General features: G+C 46.6%; 12 protein-coding genes and 1 tRNA gene. 7 read left to right on the top strand and 6 right to left on the bottom strand.

Going from position 1 to position 16,479, the window contains the following annotated elements:
• Positions 1–35 precede the first annotated feature (35 nt).
• The 4 genes from H5T41_08535 to H5T41_08520 all read right to left on the bottom strand — a co-directional run bounded on the left by H5T41_08535 (position 36) and on the right by H5T41_08520 (position 3,113).
• Positions 36–341: a UxaA family hydrolase gene (locus tag H5T41_08535; GenBank protein MBC7108811.1), complete on the bottom strand. Its 306-nt coding sequence runs from the start codon at positions 339–341 to the stop codon at positions 36–38.
• Positions 338–1,627 carry a nickel-dependent lactate racemase gene (gene larA / locus H5T41_08530; GenBank protein ID MBC7108810.1) on the bottom strand — a complete coding sequence of 430 codons (1,290 nt, stop codon included), beginning with the start codon at positions 1,625–1,627 and terminating at the stop codon, positions 338–340. Before larA ends, H5T41_08535 begins: the two co-directional genes overlap by 4 nt.
• Positions 1,628–1,750: 123 nt before the next feature.
• Positions 1,751–2,611: a DUF2099 family protein gene (locus tag H5T41_08525; GenBank protein MBC7108809.1), complete on the bottom strand. Its 861-nt coding sequence runs from the start codon at positions 2,609–2,611 to the stop codon at positions 1,751–1,753.
• Positions 2,592–3,113, bottom strand: a complete 522-nt coding sequence (locus tag H5T41_08520; GenBank protein ID MBC7108808.1) for a GNAT family N-acetyltransferase — start codon at positions 3,111–3,113, stop codon at positions 2,592–2,594. Before H5T41_08520 ends, H5T41_08525 begins: the two co-directional genes overlap by 20 nt.
• Before the next feature lie 153 nt (positions 3,114–3,266).
• Between H5T41_08520 and H5T41_08515 the strand changes: the two genes are divergently transcribed.
• The 5 genes from H5T41_08515 to truD all read left to right on the top strand — a co-directional run bounded on the left by H5T41_08515 (position 3,267) and on the right by truD (position 8,771).
• Positions 3,267–3,587, top strand: coding sequence for an iron-sulfur cluster assembly accessory protein (locus tag H5T41_08515; protein MBC7108807.1), 321 nt, complete (start codon positions 3,267–3,269; stop codon positions 3,585–3,587).
• Positions 3,588–3,670: 83 nt separating this feature from the next.
• Positions 3,671–5,287, top strand: a complete 1,617-nt coding sequence (locus H5T41_08510; protein MBC7108806.1) for a DEAD/DEAH box helicase — start codon at positions 3,671–3,673, stop codon at positions 5,285–5,287.
• Between the two features lie 90 nt (positions 5,288–5,377).
• Positions 5,378–7,141: an ATP-dependent DNA ligase gene (locus H5T41_08505; protein ID MBC7108805.1), complete on the top strand. Its 1,764-nt coding sequence runs from the start codon at positions 5,378–5,380 to the stop codon at positions 7,139–7,141.
• A 46-nt stretch (positions 7,142–7,187) separates the two neighbouring features.
• Positions 7,188–7,463, top strand: a complete 276-nt coding sequence (locus H5T41_08500; protein MBC7108804.1) for a DNA-directed RNA polymerase subunit L — start codon at positions 7,188–7,190, stop codon at positions 7,461–7,463.
• A 3-nt stretch (positions 7,464–7,466) separates the two neighbouring features.
• A complete protein-coding gene (gene truD, locus H5T41_08495; GenBank protein ID MBC7108803.1) occupies positions 7,467–8,771 on the top strand; it encodes a tRNA pseudouridine(13) synthase TruD in 1,305 nt (434 codons plus the stop codon).
• A 28-nt stretch (positions 8,772–8,799) separates the two neighbouring features.
• On the opposite strand, the gene H5T41_08490 is transcribed toward truD, so the two are convergent.
• The gene (locus tag H5T41_08490) at positions 8,800–13,122 is read right to left on the bottom strand and encodes a tetratricopeptide repeat protein (protein MBC7108802.1); all 4,323 of its coding nucleotides are present in this window, start codon (positions 13,120–13,122) and stop codon (positions 8,800–8,802) included.
• 280 nt (positions 13,123–13,402) lie between these two features.
• Between H5T41_08490 and H5T41_08485 the strand changes: the two genes are divergently transcribed.
• Both H5T41_08485 and H5T41_08480 read left to right on the top strand, forming a co-directional pair.
• Positions 13,403–13,630, top strand: coding sequence for a hypothetical protein (locus H5T41_08485; protein ID MBC7108801.1), 228 nt, complete (start codon positions 13,403–13,405; stop codon positions 13,628–13,630).
• A 172-nt stretch (positions 13,631–13,802) separates the two neighbouring features.
• Positions 13,803–13,901: transfer RNA gene (locus H5T41_08480), tRNA-Gly, on the top strand.
• 809 nt (positions 13,902–14,710) lie between these two features.
• Here the strand turns inward: H5T41_08480 and H5T41_08475 are convergent.
• A complete protein-coding gene (locus H5T41_08475) occupies positions 14,711–16,474 on the bottom strand; it encodes a DUF5591 domain-containing protein (protein MBC7108800.1) in 1,764 nt (587 codons plus the stop codon).
• Between the last annotated feature and the right edge of the window lie 5 nt (positions 16,475–16,479).

Below are 16,479 nucleotides of genomic sequence, written 5' to 3'. Positions count from 1 at the left end.
TCGTAGCCGAGAAAAAAGTCCTTTGTCACGCGCCTTCAACCTACAACATCCACCTTCGAAAGATCCCCTCGACCTCGCATGCTTTCGATGTTATGAACATGTACATGTTCTCCCTTTTTTATGCTTGAAGTTGCCCTCCCAATGACCCCCCCGTATTTGATAACCTCTGATCCTTTGGGAATATGCGTGACTGCGAACTTGTGCCCGAAAGGAATGTCCTGAACGACTTTAATCTTCTCCTCTTTCTCCCCCTTAACCACAACCGTCTCGCCTGATTTAATCTCAGTCAGCGCCGTTGCGACGTTGTCTTTTTCGTTAATCTTTATCGCCTTTGCTTTCATGAGACCCTACCTCTTTCTTTTAAAACGGGTAACAAATCACCACCGTGATGAATGATGCCCACCGTGGCATCACTCCCATGCTTTTCCAAAGCCAAGTTCAAGGCATCCTCCATCGAGTCGGCATGTCCCATATCCATCTTCCACTTCATTTCCTTCGTCAACCCATCCGAGACGACGAGGACATTGACACCTTCCACTCCTTTCTTTATGAGCATGAGAAGCGAGCCTGCGACTTTGTCATCGACAAGATCGCATCTCATCATTTGCTTAAGCTCCTGATATGAATATTGACCTTTTTCGGCAAGGAATGGATGCGTCGGTGAGATGCCATCGGGCGCTGCCGTGAGGAAAATTACAGTCCCCCCATCCTTGACGACCCGTCTCGAATACGAAAGCGGCTTCGCAGCCTGCCACATATCAAGATCAGCCGGATATGCTTCGACGATAACGATATCCGCCCTCTTCCCAACCTCTCTCACGAAAATGCGCCTGGAAACTTCGATTCCTGCGTCGTGGGCAGCAATCGGATCGCCAGCAACAACTCTGACAAGCTGCCCATTGCTGTTGATGACAGCGTTGACGATGAAGCGCAACCCTGCCTTCAATGCAACAGCGCGCATCTCCTCCATCACCTTATTCCCACGCATACCAGCGTAATCGAGTACCCTATCATCATCGTCGAAAATCAAGTGATGGGTTGCAGCCGTTGTCTCAGGACCGCAAATACCTGGCTGAACAATTTTCGCCCCGCCCGAAAACCCCGCCCAGCAATGGGGAACAATACTCCCAACACCGATGAGAAAATCCGCCTCATACGCAATTCGATTAACCGTTACGGGGGTTCCATTTGTGGTCGTGCCAACATACACGAGATTTTGAGGATCCATCCATTCATGATTGAGGACCTTGACCCTCGAAACGACCTCGCTTCCGAAGTTCTTAACAATCTCCTCTCCAGTCATATATCGGTGAGTACCCAAGCCGATAAGAACTGTGATCTTCTCATCACTAACGCCGGCGCGATTGAGCTCATCAAGAATCACTGGTAAGATAATTTTCTTTGGTGTCGAGCGCGTGAAATCATCCGCGATAATCACGACATTCATATGTGGTTTGACCATGTTGCTTAGTCTTTCACTGTTGATCGGATTTGAGACTGCATCTGCAACGGCTTTGCGTTCATCATCAACCGCAGGCAAATCATTGGGCGAAAGTTCCCATATGATATTTCTCTCTGGGATCTCAACCACAATTTCTTTCTTTCCGTATCTAAGAGGGATTCCCATAACATTCAAAACAGTAATGAAAGATCGACCTACTTACATATTATCACAGATATCCGAGAGTATTCGAAATATCAGAGATCAGAGGCATATTTTTCATGTTGACGATCATTTAAAAAAGGCTGTTCATAAAAGCGGCTCTGGCCGACGATTTTCATATTCGAAGGGCAACGACGCTCTGTGGATGATGAGGCCATCCTCGAAGTGATATGCACGATTGAGTACTAACCTCTTTCCGATGTCAGAGACGGCAAAAACAGGTATTGCCACTCCTATCTGTATCTTCGATGACTTTCCAACGATTTCTCTTACGTAACGCGAAGCACACCCCCATACGATATCCGCATATTGCGCAAGCGTCCTCGCTTCATTTTCTCCTATACCCGTATTATGCACAGCGAAGACGATGGGTCTCACGCCAAGCTGTTCTCCCATTTTCCTGAGGAGCCTTGCATCATCAGCCCTTTCGCCCGTGATCGTTACGACAATTTTTTTGAATCCGAGTTCTACGGCCTTCCTAAATCCCCGGACCTGATCGATGGTGCATCGTTCATCTATAACGAAACACCCTTTCTCCCTCAGCTTATTAATGATCTCTGGAATCGGGTCGGTGGCTATCAAACCAGTCATGTGCGCGCCAATCGCCTGCAGGACCTTTGGCTTATCAACAACAACCGTCCCTGCACCTTCGCAGACGACCACAGCGGCATCGACAAGACCTTCCAGCATCGCATCCATCACTATTTCTGACGCACCGAATGATACTGGCTTCTCGTGAGATTCGAGCACTCTCTCAGGTCCGTACATTCCATATTCATCCATATGTTTCCTCAACACTCTCTCGACAGTTTCCTTGCTTTCTTCCTCGCATCCATAGAGTTCTTTTCTCAGTGGGCAGGACTTGATAAGCGGATCCCTTAAAACAATAATTTGACCATTCTTGATGAGTATGAGGGCTTTTGCCATTTCAAGCAGGTGCTCTCCCATTGAAATCCCTTCCAAATTGTCGGTGCCCTCTTCTGATCAATGGCTGAACAAATTTTCTCATCAGTAGATTATTCCGTTGTCTTGCTACAATCCTGAATCCCATGTGTTCATAAAATCCGATTGCTTCTTCATTGTTTGATTGAACCCATAGTTCCACTCGTTCTGCGTTTAAGTGTGAGGCAATTGCCTCAATCCTTTTAATCATAGCCGCACCGTAACCACGATGTTGATATGCCCTAGCTACCTGTATCGAAGCGATGAAAACTCTCTTATCCTCAATGAAAATGCAGTAGTATCCGATGATCTTGCCGTCGATCTCAAGTATTTCCGTCTGTGCGTCCTCGTCACATAATGTGTCGAAGAGCAGCTCATCTTTCCATTCAACACCCCAGGCAGATCGAATAATATGAGCCATGTTATCCCTACTGATCTTGGCGAGCACTGGTAGATCGTGCTTCTGAAATGAGCGAAACGACAGGGAAAGAAATTTGTCAGGCCCCATGCGAAGTCAAGAGAGGACTTTCCTGACTTAACCTTTTCTGATTTTGCGATTAAAACATCAATATTTTGAAAATTGTAGCAAGTTGTGCGCTAAGCTGTGAGGGAAAGAAATTAAATAGTTGCTTGTTTGTCAAAGTCGCAAGGTGTAATATCTATGGTATACATCACTGAAGAAGCGACGAAGTTCCTGAATGATATCATCGAAAAGAATGATAAGAAAGGATATGGAATTAGGATTTACATCGCAGGAATCGGATGCTCTGGCCCCCAATTTGGAATGGCATTTCAAGAAAAGAAGAACGAAGGCGACATCGAGGACAAGCAGGAAGGTTTCTCCTTCTATTACGATGAGGAAACCCAAGAACTACTCGAAGGTTGCAAGATCGACTATATTGAAACGCCTCAGGGTTCTGGCTTGATCATTCACAATCCAAATCTCAATGGCTGCGATTCGTGCGGCGGCGGATGTCACTAACTGAGACATTCGATTCGGCGAACACCAAACACTTTTACCATTCCTTCCAAAATCTTCTTTTATAATTCAGATGATTTGATCATGTGTTCGTTCAGCATCCCCTCATCAAACCAAACAAGATCGAGGACAGAGCTTATCAGGCCTCTCTTTCAAGAGCATGCCTGGAATCCTCGACACTGATCGTTCTCCCGACGGGGATGGGGAAGACAGTTATTGCGTTACGCGTGATAGCTGAGGTCCTGTACAGAAAGGGCGGAAAAGCGCTCGTTTTGGCGCCGACGAAACCCCTTGTGGAACAACATGCGTCATTTCTAAGGGAAAATCTCGTGGGGAAAAGGGTCGTCTGCCTGACGGGCGAAATTGATCCAGCGGAGCGAGAAGTTTGCTGGCTCGAGAATGATGTCATTGTTTCAACCCCCCAGGTCATCGCAAATGATCTGAGATATGAAAGGATCAACCTGCGGGATGTTCAATTGATCGTTTTTGACGAGGCTCATCGGGCGGTTGGGAATTACGCTTACGTAAGAATTGCTGAAGAGTTCAAGGAATACGGTAGGTTGGTCATGGGAATGACAGCCTCGCCTGGAAGCAGCGGGGCGAAAATCGGAGAGGTGTGCAGAAATCTCGGTATCCAGCGAGTAGAAGTTCGATCCGAAAGTGACCCAGATGTCGCCCCATATATGCAGGATGTCGAGATGCAAATCGTCGAAGTCGACATTCCTGATGAAATGAAAAGGATCACAAAAATCCTGAGAGCGATGTTTGATTCATGCGTCCGGGATTTGATCACCCTCGGACTGATCGATGAAAAACGCCCCGTGACAAGAAAATATCTTCTAGAGATAGGAGAGACAATTCAGGAAAGGCTCAACTCCGGAGAAAAAAGAAGTCAATTATACAGAGGGTTGAGCGTTCAGGCAATGGCGTTAAAAATCAACCACGCACTCGAGCTCGCAGAAACACAGGGAGCAACCGCACTGACTAATTATCTAGAACGTATGAGATCTGAAGCGATGTCGGAAAACGGATCGAGGGCATCGAGATCGATCGTGCAATCAGATGAGTTCGAAAGAATCGAAGATATTCTTAGAAGAACAAAAATGGAACATCCAAAACTATCAAAGGTTATGAGCATCGTGTCGAATCAGATCATCGCACACCCCGAATCCAGAACGATCGTGTTCACTCATTATCGAGATACATGTGAACTTGTCGCGAGCAAACTTTCAAAGATCGAAGGTGCGAGGGTCGCGAAACTCGTAGGCCAGGCGGAAAGAGGAGAGGAAAAGGGACTCAAGCAGAAAGAGCAGGTGGAAGTTCTGGAGAGATTCAGAAAAGGAGATTTTAATGTGATCGTTGCGACCTCAGTCGGCGAGGAAGGTCTCGACGTTGCCTCAACCGATCTTGTCATTTTTTATGAGCCCGTGCCCTCCGAAATCCGGAGCATACAGCGAAGGGGGAGAACGGGGAGACAGAGGCCTGGCCGGGTTGTTATTTTGAAGACGAGGGGGACGAGAGATGATGCTTACTTTTTCACAAGCCAAAGAAAAGAAAAGGCGATGAGACGGCGATTATTCCAAATCAGCAAGGAACTTCAGAATGGGGAACGCTTTGCAGAAGAGAAAGAAAAAGACGAGCCAACGGAACAGAAAAGGAATCAAAAGGAAAGTGGGCAGAAAACGGTCTTTGACTTCCTTTGAGATTTTCTAATTTCGAAAGAACGCGAATGCATTTTTTTGTCGTCAAGTCGATCTTCATGAATTATATACTCAAACTCTGATTGGTAAGGCATGCTCTACAGAGAGCTCGTTAGAGTTTACGAAGCACTTGAGTCTACAACGAGCAGACTCGAGATGACTGACATTCTTGCTAACTTCTTCAAAGAAGCGGATTGCTTTTCATTAAGGAAGATCATTTATCTAACACAGGGACAACTGTACCCTGATTTTTATCCTCAGAAACTTGGGATCGCCGACAAGCTTCTATTGAAGGCGATCAGCTTCACATCCGGCGTCAAGGAGCAGATGATTCAGAATCTTCTCCTCAAAGAGGGTGATCCTGGCAATGTGGCTCAGAAAGTTTTCCAGGGAAAAAAACAGACAACTCTTTTTTCTACACCCCTGACGCTGGAAAGGGTCTATGACAATCTCAGAAAAATTGCTGAAGCGGAGGGCAGCGGGTCGCAGGATTTGAAGATCAAGATGCTCGCAGATATCCTCCATGACGCAACACCTGTTGAATCGAAATACATTGCAAGGATCGTAACGGGCAAAATGAGACTTGGTGTAGCTGACATGACCGTTCTCGACGCACTTGCGCAAGCCTTCGCAGGGAAGGAGGAGAAGGATGTCATCGAAAGGGCATTCAATATCACATCCGACCTCGGCCTCGTTGGCGAAATTCTCTGCAGGGAAGGGGTCGAAGCACTGCGAAAAATAGGCGTTTCTGTCGGAAATCCTATCAGGGCGATGCTTGCCGAGCGTCTGTCATCACCAGAAGAAATCCTTGAAAAAATGGGGGGGCGTTGTGCATTCGAATATAAATATGATGGCGTACGAGTCCAGGCGCATATTGATTCACAAAAGAGAATTAGACTTTTCTCGCGTCGCCTCGAAGATATCACTGATCAATTTCCTGATGTCGTGAACGCATTGCGAGAAGCTTTCGCGTCCAAGGATGCGATCATCGAGGGGGAATGTGTTCCAGTTGATATCAATACAGGGGAAATGCTGCCTTTCCAGGAGGTCTCACACAGGAGAGGCAGAAAATATGATCTCTCAGTCGCCATCGAGGACTACCCCGTTCGGACGTTCCTCTTCGACTGCCTTTATCTTGATGGCGTTGACCTGACCGAATCTCCTTTTTTAGAAAGAAGAAAGGCGCTGGAGAAATGCATCAAACCGTCAGAGGATGTCAGACTATCAGAAATCAAGATACTTGATCGAGTCGAGGATGTCGAGCGATTTTTTGAAGAGGCTTTGAAGGATGGCTGCGAGGGACTTATGGCAAAATCGATCGGTGAGGATTCGATTTACCGCGCAGGTGCACGCGGCTTCCTCTGGATCAAATACAAAAAGGAGTACAGGTCGGAGATGTCGGATACTGTTGATCTTGTTGTCGTCGGTGCCTTCGCTGGAAGAGGAAGGAGAAAGGGAGTCTACGGAGCGCTCCTCATGGCGACGTACAATGATAAGGAAGATACATTCGAAACAGTTTGTAAGCTGGGAAGCGGTTTCGATGATGCCACACTCGCAGCCTTACCGTCCATGCTTGAGCCGTACAAACTGCAAATAATCCATCCGAAAGTCAGATCCAAGTTAGAAGCGGACTACTGGTTCGAACCCGCCATCGTCATGGAAGTCCTCGGCTCAGAAATTACATTGAGTCCAACCCACACTTGCTCGTATTCCCTCATCAAAAAAGATGCTGGCTTTGCGATCAGATTTCCGAGATTTACCGGCCGATTCCGTTCGGACAAAGACCCACGGGAGGCGACGACGAGTGTCGAGCTTGCGGAAATGTACAAACGCCAGTTGAAGAAAATTGAAGAATGATCGGGCTATCAAAAGCTTTATAAAGAGAAGTAAGATAGGAGCGGCCATGGAACTTGAACTCATCGAAAAAGACAAAGATTCCATCAAGATCCGTATCAAGGACGCTGATATGACATTAATTTCTCCACTCGTCAGCGAACTCTTGCTTGATGAGGGTGTCGCCGAAGTGAAATTTACGACTGGCCATCCGGAACTTGACTCTCCAGTGCTTTATGTGAAGGTGAAGAACGGTAAACCTCAGACCGCTCTTAAACGCGCATCGAAATCACTCGCAAACCAGTTTAAAGAAGCAAGAGAAAAACTCGAAAAGGAATTGAAGTAGGTCATGGATCACATTCCAAGCCACGCTAGAGAAAAGGAGCTCGGGATAGAGGTCTTTTTCACCGATACGCCGGGCATCGGTGGCAAGTTGAGAAAGGATCCAGAAGATTTTGTTGTGGAGGAAATTTCGGATTTTCCAGAAAAAGATGAAAACGGTCGCTATACGATTGCAAAAGTGACCTCAATAAACTGGGAGATGAATCGACTCGTAAGGCAACTTGCAAAGAGCTTGAGGATTAGCAGGAATAAGATAGGCTTTGCAGGAACGAAGGACAAGAGAGCTGTCACTACACAGCTGATGTCTTTTGAGGCTCCGATTGAAAATGTCACTTCTTTGTATATGCACCAGGTTGTTATCACCGATGCGTATCGCGCTCGAAAACCGATCACGATCGGGGACCTCATTGGCAATTCTTTCAAGATCAGAATCAGGGAGTGTCTATATCGCGATGAAGAACTCGGAAAGATCCTGAAGGAAACTCTTACGATTTTGGAGCGATCTGGCGGTTTCCCCAATTTTTTCGGAATCCAGCGTTTCGGCGTGATCAGACCCGTTACCCATCACGTCGGCAAGTATATCATCAAGGGTGATTTTGAAAGGGCAGTCATGACTTATGTGGCAAATCCCACAGATTACGAGAGTGAGGAGGTGAAAGAAGCCCGCAAAAACCTCGAGGAAACAAGAGATTTCGAAACTGCACTTAGAGTCTTTCCGAAAAAACTTCTCTTCGAAAGAGCCGTCATTTCACATCTTGTCAAACATCCTGGCGATTACGCCGGTGCGATTCGATCGCTTCCAGAAAATCTCCAAATGATGTTTGTCCATGCATATCAATCGTATCTTTTTAACAAGATACTCAGCGAAAGAATCAAAAGAGAATTTCCACTCAACCGGCCAATACTCGGCGATGTTATTCTGCCGGCTGATGCAAAAGGATTGCCAGATCACGATCACTATGTTCTCGTAACAAAGGAAAACATCGATTTCGCTGAGAAGAGAGTTGCTGAGGAGAAGGCATTTGTCAGCGGCGTTCTGTTCGGTTCTGAGAGTGAGTTCGCGGAAGGCGAGATGGGAGCGATTGAAAGGGAAATCATTGAAAGCGAGGGGATCGCAAAGAAGGATTTCGTTGTCCCAGAGTTGCCCCAGTGTAGCTCGAGAGGCAGCAGAAGGGAGCTCCTTGCCAGAATGAAGAATTTAAAATATTCTGTTGAGAACGATGAGGTATTGATCTCATTTTCTCTCGACCGCGGTTGTTACGCCACGGCCCTTCTCAGGGAAATTATGAAAGCTGACGTGACATCTTATTAATCATCATTTGTCATAAAATCCTGTGCAATCAGAGCCGCGTCCAGTCCCTTGATCCCTTATCGTCTTCGCTCTGATCCACTTTTTCCTTGGCCACTTTCACTTCTTTCGGCGCTTCCGGTTTCTCCTCTGTCTTCACACCTTTCTTTTCAATCGGCGTGCCACATCTCGGACAATAATTCGATTTTGCAACGCAGTCTGCGCACAACAGCGTGCCGCATGAGGCGCATCTCATCACTGCCTGGTTTCCGTGGAACAAACATCGACGCCCTTTGAGTTCCTCTGCTTGAGGCGACACTTCGACCGTTCTTGTCTCCTTGTACAACCTCGAATAGAGATCTTGTTCCCTTCGAACCGAGAGTTTCTGCGCGCTTTCTCTCCTGACATCCGATGCCTTAGACTTCTCTTCCCTTTCGATGTCGACGAGCCGTACGCGCTCAGGTATTTCCTTAACCCGCACCGTCGGCGTCTTGTACGCCTCTGTCTTCAATGATCGGAGAATGCCGACAAGTTTTCTTGCGTTATAAATTCCCAAACCAAGGTTTTCCATGAGACCAATCGCCGAACGCTGCTCTTCAGGTAAATTCAGTGCCGCGCGAATGAAACGATCGGAACGCTCGTCTGCCGTCGCATTGGAGAAGTCAATTTCATTGACCGCCTCGATGTATGCTAACACTCTCTTGGCCTTCCTAATATCTCTTTCAGGCATGTTCATAAAGACATCGCATAAGCGCAATCCGTATCTTCCGACGTTGGGATTTCGGTACGCCGCCAGTATTATCGAGCGCGAGAGTCGTTCATATTCATCGAACTCTTCGTCTGTAAGTAAATTAATGTTGACGCTTTCCTTCTGATCGAGATACCGCATCACATCATCCAGATAGGAAAATGGCACGCCGGCTTCACGAAAAGCTTCCTCCCTCGTGACCTTCTTTCCCGCCCGATATTCGTACTCGAGAAGTTTCTCAGCATGCACAGCGATCTCCTTTTCCTTGAGTTTCGCCTCTGCGACCTTCAATCCTTCCCTCGCCAACTCGTAATTTCGATCGAGTTCGAGGGCTTTCTCAAAAGCGCGTTTGGCCTGTTCGTATTTTTCGAGACGCAACAAAACGGAACCCTTTCCAGTCCACGCGACCTTTTCTTTCGGATCAATGCCTATCGCTTTATCGTACGATTTGATCGCTTCATCCGTACTCTCCAATTTCTGCATAATCTCTGCCCGAACAAGCCACGCTTCCTTGTCGTTTGGGTCGAGGTCAATAGAACGGTCGATGCTTCCAGAGGCGGCCGTGAGATCACCCAATTTCATCTGCACAGTGGCCAGACTTAACCAGACGGAGGGGGCGTTGGCATCCATGGCAATAGATTTCTGATAGCTTTCCAAGGCTTCTTCCAGCCGATTTAGCTTTTCGAGAGCTTTTCCCCTGAAACGATAGACAGCGGCGTCCTCAACACCGAGTTCGATCGCCTTCGAATAGCAATTAGCTGCCTCTTCATACTCCCCCATCCTGAAAAGGACACCACCCTTGTATTTCCAGGCTTGCGCATCTGATGGATCAAGCTGAAGGGCATGGTCAAATGCCTCAATCGCCTCCCCGAGTCTATCAAGCGATGCAAGCGCCCTTCCCTTATCAGTGTGGAATCTCGCATTTGAAGGGGACATCTTAATACACTGCTCAAAGACCCGAAGTGCATCGATGAAGTTATGCATGAGAAGGAGCGCCCTTCCCTTATTATCGAGCGCGTATGGATCGGTCGGATCCAATTTGAAAGCCCGGTCAAACGCCTCCACAGCTTCTCTGTATCTCCCTAGCTCCGTGAGCGCGAGACCTTTGTGGTAAAATGCGACTTTGTCCGTGTTGTCAATCTGAATCGCTTTATCATAATTTTCAACAGCTTCTTCAAGACGACCAATTTTTTCGAGCGCGATTCCTTTATCAATCAGCGCGAGCTTATTCCTCGGATCGATCTGAAGAATACGCTCTGTCACATTGAGAATTTCATTTTGATCGCCACTTGCGATGACCGTCGACTTTTTATGTTCCAGAATACTCAGATCATATGGGTCAATCTCGAGCGCCCTGTCAAATGATTTGATTGCCTCGGCGAGATCGCCAATGCGGTGACATGCAACGCCTCTGTCGAACCATGCATTCTTGTTGCGGGAATCAAGCTTGATGATCAGATCGCAAACTCCGATGACCTCATTATATTTTTCGAGTGCTTTGAGGGAGTGTTTCTTCGCCTCGAGGACTTCAAGATCCTTCGGTGTGATATCGAGCGCACGGTCAAACGCGGCGACGGCTTCGTCATGTCTGTTCATCTTCGCGAGGACGTAGCCCCGGCGTATGTGCACAAATCGGTTATCGGCGTCGAGGCTGATCGCGACGTCGTACGATGAGAGCGCCTCGGGATACCTCTCAAGCCATTCAAGCGTGACGCCCTTGCTTATCCATGCATTTTTGTCATCTGGATCGAGTGCGAGTGTTTTTTCATAACACGCAAGAGCTTCCTCAAATCTCTTGGCACTTTCAAGAGCAAGGCCCTTTGAATACCAGAGTTTGCTGTCCTGAGGATCGATGTCAATGCCCTTTGTGAACGCTTCTGCCGCTTCATCGAATCTTCCGAGCGCATAGAGACTATCGCCTCGCACACGCCAGAAGATTTTATTTGATGGATAAGAGGTTGCACCAGCCGAGGACCATTCAAGTGCCTCATCATAACGCCTCAGTGTGAAAAGGGCGATCGATATATTCTTGAGCGCTTCTTCCTCAGTCGGATCGACATCAAGAACTCTTTTGTACATTTCGACGGCATCAATTTTCTTATTGAGCCTGTCAAGCGCAATTGCTTTGTCCATGAGGGCAAATTTGTTCTTGGGGTTGATTCTAATGATGTTATCGCATGCCTCTAGAACTTCCTTGTCCCTTTCAAGGTGCTTAAAGCATTCTTTGAGAATAACAAAAGTGCTCTCACGATCTGGCTGTATTTTCGATGCCTTTTCAAGAACCTTGATAGCTTCATAGAATTTTCCAGTTTTGTAATAAGCAAAACCCTGATCGTGCAAGGCATCAACATTATCAGGATGCAATGAAAGGATTTCGTTGCATACGCCGATCAGATCATCGTACTTGTTCAGGGCATAGAGCGCGACTCTTTTCTTCTCAAGCAAATCAGGCTCTCGAGGAAAACGCTCGAGCGCACTCGATACCGTTCTCAAAGCCTCCTCCACCTGGCCAATTTTCATCTGAGCTTCTGCCTTTGTAACAATCCACTGAATGCTATCAGGACTCAGTTCAAGCAACTTCGAACAGCATTCAGCGAGTTCTGCATCTTTGCCGAGTTTCCTCAGAATGCTGCATTTTCCTTCGAGAGCTGGAAGATAATTATTATCAATTTCTAGCGCTCGATTGTATGATTTCAATGCTTCTTCGAATTTACCGAGGTGCTCGAGCATCGTCCCTGCTTCAAGCCAGGTTTGTTTATGAGATGGATCGGATCTGAGCGCTTCACGATAGTGTTTGAGGGCATCATCTACTTCACCTTTCTCTCTATGAGAACGCGCCTTGTTAAGATGTGCGGTGAAATTGCGCGGATCTTTGAGGAGCACTTCGTCGTACACCATTGCCGCATCGTTATACCGGTTGAGGACGACAAGCGCATTTCCTTTGGCGAGAAGAACATCCAGATTTCCAGGAGACAAGGAAAGGGCGTCGTCGAATACCTTGAGGGCTTCTTCAGCTTTTTCATTTCGCACGAGAGTTTCTCCTTTTTTCCTCAGCCAAAGTATCTTGTCTGGTGTTTTGGTGATGATAATATCATAATAGGAAATGTCGTTGGGATCGATTTCGACGATCTTCTCATAGCAATGGAGTGCCTCCGATACCCTGCCACTACCGTCAAGAATTCTGCCTTTTTCCGCCCATGCACCTTTGTTGCTCGGGTCTTGGACAATGATTTTGTCAAGGATCAACAAAGCCTCTTCCACTGAGCCGATGGCAGCAAGTGATTTTGCTTTGCAGATTATTGCGCTCACAGAGTTAGGAGTTAAGGTTACGGCCTTGTCGGCAACCCTCACCGCCTCTTCAGGTAAACCAAACTTCAGATAATTCTCAGATAGAATAACCAACACGTCCGAGAATTCTTTTGCGTACTTTTTCACATTCGGGATTTCCTGAAGAATCATATCCCTAACTCTATTCAATTCGGATTTCGCGGAATCAACTTTGCCAGTACTTAATCGGGAATTGGCATCTTCAATAAGTTTTCTCGCTTTCCTCAGCGTTTTGAGCTCCGCATCGAACAATGATTGAAAATATCCCATCCCATCACCAAACATTGCTTTAATGCCCATCCAACTTCAAAAAGCTTTTGACCAGACAGCCGCAAGTAGCCCATCAATGAATCGCCCTTTTACTCTGATTCAATAAGAGCAAGTGGAATTCGAACGGGATTAGAAAAACCAAAAGAAACCAGATGCCGCGATTATCGATATTTTGGCGCGTCTACATATTGTGTATTTCAAGGTGCAAAAACCTTAAGTATAGGTGATCGCATAACGATATTTGTCTGACAAAAGTCGGACAAATCTAAAACCTCTTAAGGGATGGGATGCAGAATTGACAGGAGATCACTTGAACGAAAATTCGTCGGAATTTGACCCAAGTGTTGTTGACTGGATGCGTAATCATACTATCGGCGACCTAAAGAGATTGGCACAGGAAATGGAATTATCGGGTATCGATGCAAGAGAAATATGGGGATTCATCGATGATCTTCTCCTTGTTGCGATGAGTATGACTGAAAGTCTACCAGAGACGGCAAAACTCGATCTTGAAGAAATCGTTCTGGCTTCGCCGTGATCTCCTGTGAAGGGGTGTGTCAGACACCCCTTCGAATCATTTTTGATGGGAAACGCATGTGAAATTGAAGAACGACCTTGAGTTTTTTGAATAGCTTAATGATTTTTGACGTCCAGACATCGACCGCTAAAAATTTAAAACCGATCGTTGTTAAGGAGAAATGAAGGCACACGCAGGTGTGATCTAGTCTGGTTAGGATTTTGGCCTTCCATAACCGGTATCGACCGGTTGAGGATAGCCAACGGCCCGGGTTCAAATCCCGGCACCTGCACTTTGTTTAAAATCATTCCACCACAATAACGCAGAAACAGAACTGGGGGACAGGCGGGGAACCACATAACGTGCGTTTCAAAGAACCTCAGCGCACCTCATCGGTCTTTCGTAACGGATTCTGAGATTACTTAAACTCAAATCTCCATTTATAAACTCAATAATTTGGGCAAATCCTCTCACGATGGGACAGTAGAACTGTCGGATTTCTTATTCATATTGAAATCGGAGGAGAAAGATTGCAAAGCCGGGCCGATCAAGCAAATCGACCCGTGTCCAATCCAGATTATCCGGAGGGAGCATGGCGAAATACAAGTGATCAACAAGGATCAGACTCGCTTTGCATATTAGCAATCGTTAATTCATGCTATTAAATTTTTGATTCGAATGAGATCAATGTTCCATTAAATGATCAAAATATTGGCGTGTGGAGATCGATAGGGCAATTGATTGGAAACCGTGAAAAGCCACCTTGATCCTGGTTCGAGATAGCTAGAATTCTATTTTATTAAAATTCGAGTCCCACATGGAATCAGATTCGTGCGGATAGATATTCATCAAGGGGAAAACGGTGGGGGGGAAGGAGGCCTTGATTTCCCCCCACTGAGGGATGGTTGCTCATCGTGAATTTCGTCATATAGCAAACTGGATACACCAAACAATTTGTAGATTTCTTCCCAATCGTAATGTTGAATGTCTGCTTCCGTCATCGGGACACTTCCTATTTGTTACGATCAATTGACCCTTGCCTTTAAAAAGAATGCCGAGAGAGGTCACCGAAAGTGGTTCAAATACGAATAGACAGATCTACTAATCTGGAGCCAAATGCCTGACCTTCACAGCTTCGCCACGCTTGCATCGTACCATCTCCTCTCCGCACATCGAGGCAATGCCGACTGCCTTTAGCGACCCATCCCTTAAAACAACTGCTTCATCGCCAATTCTTAAACTCTTATCCGCATCCCTGATCCCAGCGACGAAAAGATTTCCCTTCAATACAAAATCCTCGATCTCGACCCAGTTTCTTCTTATGGGCAGAATCTTTTCAGCGCCTCTCAATGTTAAAGAGAGCATTCCTCTTTCTGGGGTGAGAATGGCAACCTGTTTATCCCCTTCCATAATCTTGAGATAAGGATATTTTCCCCGTACTTCACATCCATCAAGGAGAATCTCTCCACCTTCTCCAAATTGAAACCGCGCAATCGATTTCATTTCACAGAGGCGATCTTCATCTTTGCTCACATTTGGCAGGCCATTGCAAATCCTCGTCAGTTCCTCCCTCAGATTCTCAAGCGATTCCTTCGATGTTGGGCTACCAATGGAGGTGTCGAGGCAGTCGATATTCTCGCTGATAAAATCCATCCCTTCACCCAGATGACACACGATTGCCACATAATTATGTGTAGCAAGCGACTTGATCATTTCGACCACCATCGACCTCTCCTCCATATCCCAATGTCCAGTTACCGGCACATCATAATGAGCGGCCGGATAGAACAATTCGAGTTCCCTTGGAACGAGACCAAGAGGTGAGGTCACAATCACCTGATGCACGACTCGCCAGTTTTCGATCGAGGTGATAATATTCTCAAAAATTCGATGTGTCCGAGAAAAGGAATACGGCTTCTTAGCTGAGCAAGGGAGCAGGAGAAGAACTCTTTTGTTCGAAGGTGGCTTATAGCGCTCGAGAATTCTTCGTCGATGCCGCCAGACGTCAGGTCTGTAAAGCGATTCTTTCGAATTACAGAAAATTCTCTGACCGATCACTGGCGTGTATTTCTCCTGATAATCATAGAACTCAAGGTCAAGAATCCGAAGGACCGCTACAGCCCAGGGATTGACATTAGCGCGAAGTTCGACAAATTCCCTTAAGCGACCCTGTTTCATCATGAGTTTTACAAGTTGAAGCTCTTTCCACGCAGATTCCAGATTGAATTTCGTAATGGGCTCGCGCGTGTCGCCTGGATGCAACCAAGACGCCTGATCAGCAGATAGTGATCCCTCAGGAAGACACAAACGCCCGAGCTGACTACTGTAAATAAGGAAAGAGGAGTCAAATAGATCGACTCCGAGATAAACAAGAATCGCGAGATTGCTCGGATCCATAATCCCCGGTAGGTAAATCAGCTTGCTTGGTCCGATCGCTTCCCTCAACCTAACGATGCTCTCAACAAGCAATCTCGCATTTCTTCTCAGTTCAAACGCGCCTTCCAACGAAATGATTTCTGCGCTTGAGTTCTCGATTCCCATACAACATTCAGTGATTTGATTAGGTGCAGCACGCACGATCGCGGTGTCTTCGGACGCCCGTGAAAAGCCATCACCGTTCACTGAGAGCCAGGATAGCGACGGCTTAATGTAGTCCTCTGGCGGAAACTCAATCAACCGCCGATTGCTTGAATCGATGATTTCGCGCCGACCCTCCTCATTAATTCTTACGATTAATTGAGCGAAAGATGGTGCAGGATGAACTTCGGATGAAAAGAAAAGGATGTTAGGCATTTCAAGTCTCGTTTCTCCGCGGGACCATTTGACAATCCTTCCAGGTCCTCCCCTGGAAATCACCTCGATCATATTCA

The organism is Methanomassiliicoccales archaeon (assembly GCA_014361295.1).
Classification (GTDB): domain Archaea; phylum Thermoplasmatota; class Thermoplasmata; order Methanomassiliicoccales; family JACIVX01; genus JACIVX01.
The sequence above is the reverse complement of the archived record's forward strand: the minus strand, read 5'-3'. Positions and strand labels throughout refer to the sequence as shown.